A 12308-nucleotide genomic window follows, 5' to 3' on the forward strand; every position below is an offset into this window, starting at 1 on the left:
TTGGCCCCTTCATCCTTGTATTTTGCCCAAAAGTTTGTTACAATCAACATAGTATCCGTTTATTTTCCAAAATGTTACGCGCATAGAGAAGGAAAGGAAGAGATCATATGCTCAGCGATATCCAGATCGCCCAAAACGCCCACATGCTTCCCATCACGGAGGTGGCAGCCAAGCTGGGGCTGTCTGCCGATGATGTCATCCCGTATGGCAAATACAAAGCCAAGATCAGCCACAAGCTGGCAAAAGGGGAAGGCAAGCAGGGCAAACTGATCCTGGTTACCGCCATCAGCCCCACCCCGGCGGGCGAAGGCAAGACCACCACCAGTGTGGGTCTGGCGGATGCTCTTTGCGCCATGGGCAAGCGTACCATGCTCTGCCTGCGGGAACCTTCTCTGGGCCCCGTGTTCGGCATCAAGGGCGGCGCGGCTGGCGGCGGCTATGCCCAGGTGGTGCCCATGGAGGACATCAACCTCCATTTCACCGGTGATATCCACGCCATCGGCACCGCCAACAACCTGCTGGCGGCCATGATCGACAATTCCATTCAGCAGGGCAATCCCCTGAACATCGACCCCCGCCGGGTGGTGTGGAAGCGCTGCATGGATATGAATGACCGTCAGCTGCGTTTCATTGTGGACGGCCTGGGCGGCAAGGTCAACGGAACTCCCCGGGAAGACGGCTTCGACATCACCGTGGCCAGCGAAGTCATGGCCATCTTCTGTCTGGCAACCGACCTGCAGGACCTGAAAGACCGTCTGTCCCGCATCGTCTGCGCCTATACTTTTGACGGCAAGCCGGTCACCGCTGGCGAGATCGGGGCTGCCGGTGCCATGACCGCCCTGCTCAAGGACGCCATCGACCCCAACCTGGTCCAGACCCTGGAAAACAATCCGGCCATCATCCATGGCGGTCCCTTCGCCAATATCGCCCACGGCTGCAACAGCGTCACCGCCACCAAACTGGGCCTGAAACTGGCCGACTATGTGGTCACCGAAGCTGGCTTCGGCGCCGACCTGGGGGCCGAGAAATTCCTGGACATCAAGTGCCGTTATGCGGGTCTGAACCCCTCCGCTGTGGTGCTGGTGGCCACCGTCCGCGCCCTGAAATACCACGGCGGTGTGGCCAAGGCCGACCTGAACGCCCCCAACGTGGAAGCCGTGCGCAAGGGCTCTGTGAATCTGGCCCGCCATATCGACAACCTGAAGAACGGTTTTGGCCTGCCGGTGTGCGTGGCTATCAATTCTTTCCCCACTGACACCGAAGAGGAGATGGAGGTCATCCGGGATGTCTGCGCCCAGGCCGGCGTGCCCTGCGCGCTGAGCGAAGTCTTTGCCAAGGGCGGCGAAGGCGGCAAGGAACTGGCCAACACCGTTCTGCAGGTGCTGGAAGAAAATCCCGACATCCATCCCATCCAGTTCACCTATGATCTGGAAGCCTCTCTGGCCGACAAGGTGGAAGCGGTGGCCCGCAAGATCTACCGCGCCGACGGCGTGATCTATGCCCCCGCCGCCAAGAAGATGCTGGCTGAACTGGAAAAGATGGGCTACGGCAAGCTGCCGGTCTGCATTGCCAAGACCCAGTACTCCTTCAGCGATGATGCCTCCCTGCTGGGAGCGCCGGAACACTTCCGGATGAACGTGCGGGAGGTCCGTCTGTCCGCCGGTGCCGGCTTTGTGGTGGTCATCTGCGGTTCCATCATGACCATGCCCGGTCTGCCCCGTCATCCCGCGGCCATGGATATTGACTGCGACGCCGAGGGCCGCATCACCGGCCTGTTCTGATTCCGGACTTTCATAACAAGCAAACAGCGTGCAAGCCGAAAGGGCCTGCACGCTGTTTTTTATGGGCTTGATTCAGTTGTTGGGCGCCAGGATCCCGGCGCCCTTCGCCAGTTGCTCTTCATTGGGGACCAGATAGGCAAACCGCAGTTCCACCACCCGCCCGGGCCAGCACAGCAGATACTGGGGAATCGGCCCGCTGGTGCTCCACTGCAGCTGATAGGCAGCCTGTGCACCATAGGGCGCCGGATCAATGGCAGAATAGGAATCCTGAAATACAGTGCCATCCTCATAGACTTCATCCTGATGTTCATCCAGCAGCTGCTGTACCACAATGTTTTGTACAAAGGCAAAGTCGGTGTCGTAGATGGTATACCACAGGGTGGGGGCGCCTGCGGACTGCGGTACAACCGGACTTTGTTCATACAGGCTCTGCTGCAGCAGGGGACTGGTGTACGCGGTGGCTCGCCTGGAATAACGGGCGTCGGTTTCGGTCAGATCTTCCGCAACCAGGGGCAGGGGATCATTGTAGATTTCATAGGTGCGGCCGTTCTGCTCATAACTGCCCGCCACCACATGGTCGGGCTGCCCCAGATGGGAGCCCAGAGAAACGGCCAGCAGTACCACAATGCCCACCGTATACACCGCAAGCACCATAAGGCCGGTGACGGCTTGGTTGAGTCCGGCTGGATACTCTTTTTCCCGCAGTCGTTTCCGCAGCCAGGTGCCGCCTCCAATGGCGGCAGCGCAGATCAACAGCCAGCCAAGATACCATTGAGGCTGCAAAGGGGAACCGAAAGCGGCCAGACACAGCAGCAGAATAGCCACGGCCACCAATATCCAGCTGACGCGGGCGGGAATACGGGGCGGCAGAAAGAGACCGCCCTCTTCGGCGGCGCGTCCGGCCCGACGATGCCATGCAAGGCAGGCGATGGGCTCCACCAGACAGGCCAGCAGCAACAGGAACCACACCGGCAGGGAAAGGATGTCGAAGCTGTCGGAAAGAAACCCGATGGCATCGTGCCGGAAATCCAGCCAGTACTTTCCCAGCCAGAACAGGCACAATACCAGGGTAAACAGCCGCGGCCGGATGGTCAGCCGGACCATGGCCCGGTACAGGCTTGCCACCCGTACCACAGGGTCGGTCTCCAAAGGCAGTGCATCCGCATCGGCGGTATAAAACACCTGTATGTCATGCCGTCGGGCGGCCAGACGCCACCCGCTCCCGGCGCACAGGTCCTCCTTGTCCTTCTGGGCGTCGGTGGGCAGGGCGTCGTACTCGGTGGCCTTGGAAAAATAGGTGACGGCAAACTGCAATGTCTGCGGCTGTATCTCCGTAAAGGTCCAGAACCAGCCGCCGATTTTACTCAGCAGCCAGCCCTGGGCCGCCTGCTTTTCCAGCAGCGTTTCCATGGCTTGCTGGTCATAGATGGAAAGGGGAACAAAAAGACGTTTCGTTCGGTTCATGGCTGTGCCTCCTTCCCGGCATAGCGCTCATAATCCCGGATCTGCTCCCGCAGACGTTCGTACTCCTTGGCCAGCATGGCAGCACCCTTCCCGGTGATGTGGTATCGGCGCCGTCCCCGCAAAGCGCCGGTGGCTTCGATCCAGCCTTCGGCGGTGAACTGCTCCAACAGATCATACAGGGTACCGGAGCCGATGCTCACCCGCCCGCCGGTCATCTGGCGCACCTTTTCCAGAATCTCCATGCCCCGGCATTCCTCCTGCAGGCAGAGCAGCAGATAAAACATCTGCTCGGTCAGGGTCTTGAATCGCTCCCGGGGCATGGGAATCACCTGCTTTCTCTGTAATCTCGAATATCGAGTTCTTCTGCCTTCAGTATATTCTCGATATTCGAGAAAGTCAATGCCCGACTCTTTCTTTTTCCGCGGCACACCAAAAAAGCCGCTGCAGCAGTCCTGCCGCAGCGGCTTTTCTTGGTAGGTTCATTTCACCAGGGCAACTTCCCGTTCAGCCTCCGGCCGGGGCAATCCCGCCCGGGAGAGCTGCCACAAGGAAGCTGTCGCCAGCAGCAGCAAAAGCGGCGTGAACTGAAAGGCGTACCGGGCCTTTGTCTCCCACAGACTCAGAAACAGCATCAGCCCGAACACGCTCACCTGTGCCAGGGTCAGCGGTCCCGGTGCAGACCGTCGGACAGCGCCCAATGCGCCCAGTAACACCAGGACCATCACAAAATACAAATAGGTCTGGCAGTAGTAGACCATGGGCATATACCCGGGCTGTCCCTCCAGAATGAACCGGTGGGTCCAGCTGACCTTCAAAGGCGTGGCCAGGAATTCCTGGGCGTCATACAGCCCGTTGCCCCAGGTGATGACCGCCTTGCGGGTCATGAAATCCACCTGACCGACGGGGGTACGGGAACTGTACTGGCCGGCGATGTACTGCCGCAGCATCTGGCGGCGCTGGTCCATGGTGGCCAGACTTTTGGCGGTTTGGCATACTTCGTCGTTATAGTTGCCGTCGCCGCCGCTGCCGTAGGCAAACCATAGCTCGATGGGCAACCCTACGGCATCCTCCACCGAAAAATCCAGAAAGGTCCGCTGCCAGACCCGGTATCCGCCTAGCCATAGCCCGAACACCAGCAGAAGAATCAAAGCACCGGCTGCCGCCCGACGGGCTTTCTGTTCCAGAAACAGCTGGATGATTACCGCTACCAGTACCACGATCACGCTTCCCTTGATGGCGTACCCAAAAAACGCCGCAGTGCCCATGAAAGCCAACCAGGCCAGCCGGGTTCCGGCACGGGCGGCGGTGCGGTACCGTGTCCAGCCCAACAGCACCAGCAGGGGAAAGGGCAGGCACAGGGTGTCGGAATAAAAGCAGGGGGACCACAGCACAAAGGGCAGAAATCCGGCGCAGAGCAGAAATGCCAGCGCCACCCCGCTGTTGCGGTCCAGGATCCGTCGGGCCAGCAGGCAGACCAGGGCGACGGAAAACGCAATGGCCAGCACGTTCAGTACAATGCCGGCGTAGATGCCCGCTTCGGTATCCGGCGTTATGCCGAACAGCCCTGCCAACCGGAACCAGAGCACCAGCACCAGCGCCAGTCCCAGATTGTTGTTGCAGATGATGTAATAAGCGCCCCACACCTGGGGAATGCCGTCATCCAGAAAATCCGGCAGACTCTGCAGCACGGTGGCCATGTCCATGATGGGCATTTCGGCCAGAAAGAATCCCATCATCCCCAATAGCAGGGTATAAAGCAGCAGGACAACGGCCATCCAGCGCCGGAACCGGGAGCGGGGGACGGAATCCAGCATAGGCAGAAGATACCGCGCTGCGAAAAAGGCCACGAATCCCAGGGCAAATCCCGCCAGCAGGGCAGCCGGTCCGTTGTGCTGCCAGCGCAGCACGCTGTTGAACAGCACCCAGCCCCACACAATGGCAAACCCGATGGAAAAGGTTTGCGTCAGTCGTTTCGCCATACCTCAACGCCTCCGGACGGAGCACCGCAGACACTCCGAACAAATTACACATTTCCATCACATTTTACCACATGGACGGGAACTTTGCCAACCAAAAAACGCCGGGGCCGCAAACATGCGGCCCCGGCGGGCAATCTGCAGAATGAAATTACTGCTTGCTCAGGACTTCCTTGGTATCCCGGGCGATCATCAGCTCTTCGTTGGTCTCAATGACCAGGGTGCGCACGCGGGCGCCCCAGGCGGTGATCTCCACCACGTCGGACTTCTGGTTGTGCGCATCATTGTTCTTGTCGGTGTCAATGTGGATGCCCAGCCAGTCCATGTGATGGCAGATGCGGGCGCGGGACGGTGCATCATGCTCACCGATACCGCCGGTGAAGACGATGGCGTCCACGCCGCCCATGGCGGCAATGTAGCTGCCGATGGTCTTCTTGATCTGGTAGTTCAGCATGTCGCTGGCCAGCTGAGCCCGCTTGTTGCCCTCTTCGGCGGCCTTTTCCACGTCGCGCTTGTCGCTGGAAACACCGGAAATGCCCAGCAGACCGGACTTCTTGTTCAGGATCTCGTCCAGCTGATGGCCGGTGATGTTCAGGGTGTACTTCAGGTAGTTGACCACGGAGGGGTCCAGGTCACCGCAGCGGGTGCCCATCATCAGGCCGGCCAGAGGAGTCATGCCCATGGAGGTATCCACGACCTTGCCCTGGTCCACGGCGGCAATGGAAGAACCGTTGCCCAGGTGGCAGGTGATCAGCTTCAGGCGGGTGATGGGCTCTTCCAGGAACTCGGCGGCACGATGGCTGACGTACTTGTGGCTGGTGCCGTGGAAGCCGTAACGGCGCACGCCGTACTTCTCATAATACTCATAGGGGATGGCATACATGTAGGCGCGCGGCGGCATGGTGCTGTGGAAGGCGGTGTCGAACACAGCCACGTTGGGAATGTCGCCGAAAACCTTCTTGGCGGCCTCGATGCCCAGGATGCCGGCGGGGTTGTGCAGGGGAGCCAGAGGGCTCAGGTCCCGGATGGCCTCCACCACTTCGGGGGTGATGAGGCAGCTTTCCTTGAACTTTTCGCCGCCGTGCACGATGCGGTGACCGATGGCATCGATCTCGGAAGGATCATCGATGACCTTGCCGTCACCGGTGGTCATCTTCTTCACGACCTCCAGGAAGGCTTCGGTGTGGGTGGGGAAGATGGCCGGGGTGGTGGCCTTGTGGCCGTTGGCCTCATGGGTGATCATGCTGCTTTCCATACCGATGCGTTCGCACAGGCCTTTGCAAAGCACATGTTCGCCTTCCATATCGATCAGCTGATACTTCAGGCTGGACGAACCACAGTTGATAACAAGGACTTTCATGTCAATTCTCCTTCAATCGTTTCGGGCGTGTGCCCGATCTGTTCATTAACAATTCAATTATAGTATGAATGTTGTCTCTTTTCAAGAATCAAATGCGCAAAATAGCGCATTTATTGCTCAGTTTCCGGTATAAACGACGAACTGCGGGGGATGCAGCCTGATATTTTTTTGACAGATTGCACAAAGAAAAACGGCTATTTGAACCCCCAAAACCGGAAATTGAGCAATAAAAACAACGTAACAGGGAAGGAATTTTGTTTGCGGACAGCCAGGACTCCGCCGGCGCAATGCGGAAAAACCTGTATCAGGACGCAAAAATCTCCCCCGGTATGGTATAATGATACCAGATCAGCCGCCTGTGCGGAGATAAATCAAAACACAGCTTTTGAGGTATGACATGAAATTTGCCGGTATCATCACAGAGTACGATCCGTTCCATAACGGGCATGCCGCCCAGCTGCAGATGCTGCGGGACAGGGGCGCCGAAACCATTGCCGTTTGCATGAGCAGCGGCGCGGTACAGCGCGGGGGAATCCCCCTGTTCCCCGAATCCGTCCGGGTGCGGGCTGCCCTGCTGGGCGGGGCCGATCTGGTGGTGTCCCTGCCCGCGCCTTACGCCAATACCGGGGCAGAGGCCTTCGGCGCGGCGGGGGTGGCGCTGCTCACCGCTCTGGGCTGTGACACGCTGGCCTTTGGGGCGGAGGACCCTGATGCCGCGCACCTGATGCGTGCGGCAGAGCTGCTGGGAAAGCCGGATCTTTCAGCGCGCCTGCGGCGGCACCTGGGGGAGGGGATGACCTTTGCCGCAGCCCGTGCCAGGGCGGCAGAGGAACTGGAACCGGGTCTGGGCGATCTGCTCTCCCGCCCCAACAATATTCTGGGAATCGAATACTGCAAGGCCATTCTGGCGCAGCACAGCGCCATGCAGCCGCTGGCCCTGCCCCGGCTGGGAGCCGGACACGGGTCGGATGAAACCGGTCGCTCGGGACAGATGCGGCTTGCCTCGGCCAGCTTGCTGCGCACCCTCATACGCAAGGGCGGCCCGGATGCACTGGCGCCCTATGTGCCGGAACCGGCCCTGCAGCTTTACCGGCAGGCGGTGGAACAGGGCCTGGAAGCGGACCCGGGGCGGTTCAGCGTGGCGCTGCTGGCGCTGCTCCGTGTGGGAGACCCCGCCCGTTTTGCCCGCATCCGCGGCGTCAGCGAAGGACTGGAAAATCGGCTGACGGCTGCCGTCTGGTCCGCCTCTGATGCCGAGAGCCTCTACGCATCGCTCAAGACCAAGCGATATCCCCATGCCCGACTGCGCCGGCTGGCCCTGGACGCGGCTTTAGGCGTGGAGGCGGAAAAACTGCCTGCGCTGCCGCCTTACCTGCATATTCTGGGAGCACGGCGGGAAGCCATGCCCCTGCTGCGCAACGCGTCCCTGCCGGTATCCACCTCGCTGGCCAAGCTGGAAGCCCAACTGCCCCAGGCAGAATACTTGATCAGACTGCACAATTCTTTTGCGGATTTTTCGGCGTTGTGCAGGGAGCAGACCCAGCCCATGGGGCTTGCCTACACCACAAAACCGGTGGTATTATAAATTGGATATGGATTTTCATTGCCAACCTTGAAACATTGTTGCAAAAATAACGGTCACAAAAGAAAGAAGGAACAACATGGCCCTGCACGTTATGGACGAAGCCAACCACTGCCTGGGATGCAAAAATCCCCGCTGCCAACAGGGGTGCCCCATCCACACCAACATTCCGGAGGTCATCCGCCTGCTCAAGGAAAACAAGCTCAACGAAGCGGGACGGATGCTTTTTGAAAACAACCCCCTGACCACCGTCTGCAGCCTGATCTGCAACCATGAAAATCAGTGCGAAGGGCATTGCGTGCAGGGCATCAAGGGGGCGCCTGTACATTTTTCGGTCATTGAAAACTACATCTCCTCCACCTATGCCTCTCAGATGACCCATGGCCCCGCCGAGCCCAACGGCAAACGGGTGGCCATTATCGGGTCCGGTCCGGCGGGCCTGACCATTGCGGTCATTCTGGCCCGGTACGGGTATGATGTGACCATCTTTGAAAGCCATGACAAGATCGGCGGTGTGCTGCGCTACGGCATCCCGGAATTCCGCCTGCCCAAGACGGTGCTGGATGATTTTGAGTACCGGCATCTGCGCCTGAAGGATATCAAGGTGCGCCCCAATACCGATGTGGGCAAGGCGCTGAAGATCGACGATCTGTTCCGGGACGGCTACAAGGCCATCTTCATCGGCACCGGCGTCTGGCGGCCCAATACCCTGGGGATCAAGGGCGAAAGCCTGGGCCATGTGCACTTTGCCATCAACTATCTGCAGAACCCGGATGTCTACCACCTGGGCAACCGGGTGGTGCTCATCGGCGCGGGCAATGCGGCCATGGATGTGGCCCGTACGGCCATCCGCCACGGGACCCGCCATCTGGAATGCTTCTCCCTGACCAAGAAGATCGCGGCCAGCCATTACGAGGAAAGCTATGCCAAGCTGGAAGGCGTGGAATTCTTCTATAACAAAAAGCCGGTGGAGATCACCGACCAGGGTGTCATTTTCCGGGATGTGAACGAGGCGGAGGACGGCACTCTCACCGAAATCCCGGGCAGTGAAGTGCTGTATCCGGCGGACAGCGTGGTGGTCTCCATCAGCCAGGGGGCCTGTACCACCATCACCGAAACCACCGAAGGGCTGAAGGTCAACGCCCGGGGGCTTTTTGTTACCGATGAGGTGGGCCGTACCAGCCGTCCGGGGATCTTTGCTTCCGGCGATGCCGTCAAGGGGGCCCGCACGGTGGTGGAAGCTGTGGCGTACAGCAAAAAGGTGGCCGAGGCCATGCACGAATATATGCAGAGCCTGCCGGCGGACGCCCCGGACGAGTATGCTGACGTCCCCGTTTATCAGAGCGACGACGGAAACTGATTGCACAACAGCAAACAACAAAAAGGAGGCATGGTCTTGTGGGCCGTGCCTCCTTTTTTGTGCATGAAAAAGCCCGGAAAGCGGTGCTTTCCGGGAAAACAGCAGCCGTATTCCACCAAAATCATCCTTCTGGTGGAGAACCTCTCCTCCGCCGGAGTTCAGGACAGGTTGGGCCGGTCCTGGTCGCCGTCGGCCTTGAACAGAACGAAGTTGTCGGGCCGGTTCACAAAGTAGTAGTATTCGGTGTTGTCCCGCAAGGGCGGGGTCAGATAGTTGGGAATGACGACGCCGTCGCCCTCCTTCCGCTCGGTCAGGCCGGCCTGCTGCCAGACGGCCGGGTCAATGCCCGCGTTGTAACAATCCAGATACTCGGCACCGGTGCGGCGGAGCAGTGCATCCAGGGCATGGCCGATGCGGGGCAGCACCGCGTCCGGACCGATGAAATCCACCAGCCGCAGCACGGGAGCGCAGCCGGTATCGGCGGCCGAGACCGTGCGGGTCACGGCGTAGGCCAGCAGGCGGCCGCTTTCCCGTACGGCCCACACGTCATACCGGAAATGAGGAAAGGCAAAGTACCGCCGCTGCAGATACCACAGATCCTTTTTCGGTGTATGGGGCGTTTCGGGCAGGCCCAGGGCTTCCAGCGCGGCGGCATCCGCCACCGGTTCCAGGTCCAGATCGTGGGCGGGCACGGGCAGGGGAGAGGATTCTCCCGGTACAGCCAGCCTCCACCCGGCGGGACCGGGGGCGCCCAGGCGGTAATAATGGCGCAGGCGCTCGGCCTGCCAGCCCAGAAAATGATACAGCTTGCAGGTGGCGGGGCGGATGTTGTTGCAGGCCAGCACCGGCGTGCCCAGCAGACCGGGCAGGGCATCCATCAGTTCAAGGCCCACACCGTTGTGCCCCTTGGCGGCCACCCAGATGGATACCCACACCCCGGCGGACGGGTCCAGTCCGGCGGGAATGTATCCGGCAGCACTGAGGTACTGTCCCTCCGGGAATTCCGCCACCGCAAAGTGGGGGGCGCCGCCTTCCGGTCCGGCAAAGTAAAAGTTGTAAAACTCGGGGCGGTTGATCAGGGGTAGATGCATGTCAAAGTGGGAGTTAATGAAATCCCGGATGGCATCGTCCTCCCCGGGGCGGGCCAGCCGAAAGCGTATGTCAGGCAAGAGCGGACCCTCCCGTCACAGGCAGGGTCACCCCGGTGATGAAGCCCGCTTCGTCCGAAAGCAGGAAGGCCATGGCCGGCACCACATCGGCGGGGGTGGCATTGCGGCCCATGGGGTTGTCAGCGGCGGATGCCTGCACGATGAGGTCGGGGGTGTCTTTCAAAAAGTTTGTCTCCATCATGCTGGGGGCCACGCAGTTCACCGTGATGCCGAACCGGGCATACTCCACCGCCAGACTCTTGCACAGTCCGCCCAGCGCCTGCTTGGCCATCACATAAGCGGCGGTGTTTTTTGGCGGGGCGCCCAGGGTGTAGCTGGTCTGGATGAACAGGATGCGCCCGAACTTGGCCTTGGTCATGGCGGGCAGCACCGCCTTGCACAGCTTGACGGCGCTGTGTACCTGGATTTCCATATCTTTGGCAAAGCGGGGTTCGTCAAAAGCCTTGAACTTGGTGTTCACCACCGGCAGGGCGGGCAGATGGATAAAATGGGTGGGAGCGGGGCAGGTGGAAGCCAATACCTGGCAGAAGGTGTCCACCTTGTACGGATCGGACAGATCCACATCAAAGGGCCGGATCATGCCGGGATAGGTCTGGCACAGAGAGGCCAGTTTTTCCACGTCGCCGCATCCCTGTGCCAGAACAAGGGTGCCTTCGGGAGCGCCCTTGAGCAGACGTTCGATGAGGGCCCGGCCCACATCGCTGGTGGCGCCGGAAATAAGATAAGTATAGGCCATGGATATTTTCTCCTTATAATAATATGGATATGCAGGGGACGCCTTATTTGGCCAGTCCGGCCCGGATCACGCCCCGGGTCACTTTTTTGCCGTCCTGGTTGGTGATGACGGCCTTGATCTCGGCTTCCGCCACCGCTTCGCTTACATTCACAACGGTGCCGGTGATGGTCAGGGTGTCTCCGATGAAGATGGGCTTGGCGAACTTGCACTCCACCCCGTGGAGCAGACAGTGCTCCCCGGGCAGATAGACCCCCGCCAGCGTGGAAAAAAAGCTGGCACCCAGCATGCCGTACACCACCCGGCCCGGATATCCGCGCCCCTTGGCGTAGTCGGCGTCCACATGGATGGGGGAGCAGTCGCCGGTGATGGCCTGGAAGGCCTCCATCATCTCTTCGGTGACGGTCACGGTAAAACTTTCGGTCAGGCCGGGGGTCATGTCGGCCAGGGTGTAATGATTCATAGAGAGTCCTCCTGCCGGGAAAGATGGATATATACAGAAAAAGGCGGCCGCCGCTTGGGATAAGCAGCGGCCGCCCGCAGAATGTGTGGTTACGCGGTCATGCGTGCAACAAGGTCCAGCAGGTCGCCCACGTTTTTCAGGTCGCGGACATCGGCCAGCTTGAACTTGATGGAAAACTTTTTCTCGATGGCGGTCAGCAGGTTGATCTGCTCCAGGCTGTCCCAGTCCTCGATGTCATCCGCACAGGTGCTACGGGTGATCACCAAGGTGTCGTCGTCAAAATTATCGCGGAAGATTTCCTGCACGGCGTCCAGGATCGCTTGTTCGGTCATGGCGGTACGCTCCTTTATACAATGGTGGGTATTTCCGATTCTTGCCCTTTATAATACCACATTTGTATAGTTTTCGCAACATACACCG

The 12308-nt window shown here is 59.8% G+C and carries 11 protein-coding genes; 3 read left to right on the forward strand and 8 right to left on the reverse strand.

The features are described from left to right. The first annotated feature begins 107 nt into the window (after nucleotides 1-107). Entirely contained in the window at nucleotides 108-1781 is a 1674-nt protein-coding gene (locus AC127K_RS12175; RefSeq protein ID WP_483720806.1) for a formate--tetrahydrofolate ligase, read from the forward strand. Between the two features lie 72 nt (nucleotides 1782-1853). On the opposite strand, the gene AC127K_RS12180 is transcribed toward AC127K_RS12175, so the two are convergent. The 4 genes from AC127K_RS12180 to AC127K_RS12195 form a co-directional block, all read right to left on the reverse strand. Further along, nucleotides 1854-3245 (reverse strand): DUF2812 domain-containing protein, encoded by a 1392-nt coding sequence (locus AC127K_RS12180; RefSeq protein ID WP_483720807.1) that lies wholly within the window; start codon nucleotides 3243-3245, stop codon nucleotides 1854-1856. Then, nucleotides 3242-3565 (reverse strand): PadR family transcriptional regulator, encoded by a 324-nt coding sequence (locus AC127K_RS12185; RefSeq protein WP_483720808.1) that lies wholly within the window; start codon nucleotides 3563-3565, stop codon nucleotides 3242-3244. The genes AC127K_RS12180 and AC127K_RS12185 overlap by 4 nt, the downstream gene beginning before the upstream one ends. 159 nt (nucleotides 3566-3724) lie before the next feature. Then, nucleotides 3725-5224 carry a hypothetical protein gene (locus AC127K_RS12190; protein WP_483720809.1) on the reverse strand — a complete coding sequence of 500 codons (1500 nt, stop codon included), beginning with the start codon at nucleotides 5222-5224 and terminating at the stop codon, nucleotides 3725-3727. A 148-nt stretch (nucleotides 5225-5372) separates the two neighbouring features. After that, the gene (locus AC127K_RS12195) at nucleotides 5373-6581 is read right to left on the reverse strand and encodes an acetate/propionate family kinase (protein ID WP_483720810.1); all 1209 of its coding nucleotides are present in this window, start codon (nucleotides 6579-6581) and stop codon (nucleotides 5373-5375) included. A 397-nt stretch (nucleotides 6582-6978) separates the two neighbouring features. On the opposite strand from AC127K_RS12195, the gene AC127K_RS12200 reads away from it, so the two are divergent. Then, on the forward strand, nucleotides 6979-8166 hold the full coding sequence (locus tag AC127K_RS12200) for a nucleotidyltransferase family protein (protein WP_483720811.1): 1188 nt from the start codon (nucleotides 6979-6981) through the stop codon (nucleotides 8164-8166). A gap of 76 nt (nucleotides 8167-8242) precedes the next feature. Next, on the forward strand, nucleotides 8243-9523 hold the full coding sequence (locus tag AC127K_RS12205) for an NAD(P)-dependent oxidoreductase (protein ID WP_294540919.1): 1281 nt from the start codon (nucleotides 8243-8245) through the stop codon (nucleotides 9521-9523). 158 nt (nucleotides 9524-9681) lie between these two features. On the opposite strand, the gene AC127K_RS12210 is transcribed toward AC127K_RS12205, so the two are convergent. The 4 genes from AC127K_RS12210 to AC127K_RS12225 form a co-directional block, all read right to left on the reverse strand. Then, entirely contained in the window at nucleotides 9682-10692 is a 1011-nt protein-coding gene (locus tag AC127K_RS12210) for a hypothetical protein (RefSeq protein ID WP_483720812.1), read from the reverse strand. Further along, nucleotides 10685-11428, reverse strand: a complete 744-nt coding sequence (locus AC127K_RS12215) for an SDR family NAD(P)-dependent oxidoreductase (protein ID WP_294540917.1) — start codon at nucleotides 11426-11428, stop codon at nucleotides 10685-10687. Before AC127K_RS12215 ends, AC127K_RS12210 begins: the two co-directional genes overlap by 8 nt. Before the next feature lie 43 nt (nucleotides 11429-11471). Further along, nucleotides 11472-11888, reverse strand: a complete 417-nt coding sequence (locus tag AC127K_RS12220; protein WP_294540916.1) for a MaoC family dehydratase — start codon at nucleotides 11886-11888, stop codon at nucleotides 11472-11474. A gap of 89 nt (nucleotides 11889-11977) precedes the next feature. Beyond that, complete coding sequence (locus AC127K_RS12225; protein ID WP_204645863.1) at nucleotides 11978-12220, reverse strand: acyl carrier protein; 243 nt, start codon at nucleotides 12218-12220, stop codon at nucleotides 11978-11980. Nucleotides 12221-12308: the final 88 nt, after the last annotated feature.

This window comes from Subdoligranulum sp. DSM 23681 (genome assembly GCF_057005535.1).

Bases quoted from the DNA above. Each gene is read 5' to 3' on its own strand.
- AC127K_RS12175 (WP_483720806.1), top strand. From the start codon at position 108: ATGCTCAGCGATATCCAGATCGCCCAAAACGCCCACATGCTTCCCATC.
- AC127K_RS12180 (WP_483720807.1), bottom strand. From the start codon at position 3,245: ATGAACCGAACGAAACGTCTTTTTGTTCCCCTTTCCATCTATGACCAG.
- AC127K_RS12185 (WP_483720808.1), bottom strand. From the start codon at position 3,565: ATGCCCCGGGAGCGATTCAAGACCCTGACCGAGCAGATGTTTTATCTG.
- AC127K_RS12190 (WP_483720809.1), bottom strand. From the start codon at position 5,224: ATGGCGAAACGACTGACGCAAACCTTTTCCATCGGGTTTGCCATTGTG.
- AC127K_RS12195 (WP_483720810.1), bottom strand. From the start codon at position 6,581: ATGAAAGTCCTTGTTATCAACTGTGGTTCGTCCAGCCTGAAGTATCAG.
- AC127K_RS12200 (WP_483720811.1), top strand. From the start codon at position 6,979: ATGAAATTTGCCGGTATCATCACAGAGTACGATCCGTTCCATAACGGG.
- AC127K_RS12205 (WP_294540919.1), top strand. From the start codon at position 8,243: ATGGCCCTGCACGTTATGGACGAAGCCAACCACTGCCTGGGATGCAAA.
- AC127K_RS12215 (WP_294540917.1), bottom strand. From the start codon at position 11,428: ATGGCCTATACTTATCTTATTTCCGGCGCCACCAGCGATGTGGGCCGG.
- AC127K_RS12220 (WP_294540916.1), bottom strand. From the start codon at position 11,888: ATGAATCATTACACCCTGGCCGACATGACCCCCGGCCTGACCGAAAGT.
- AC127K_RS12225 (WP_204645863.1), bottom strand. From the start codon at position 12,220: ATGACCGAACAAGCGATCCTGGACGCCGTGCAGGAAATCTTCCGCGAT.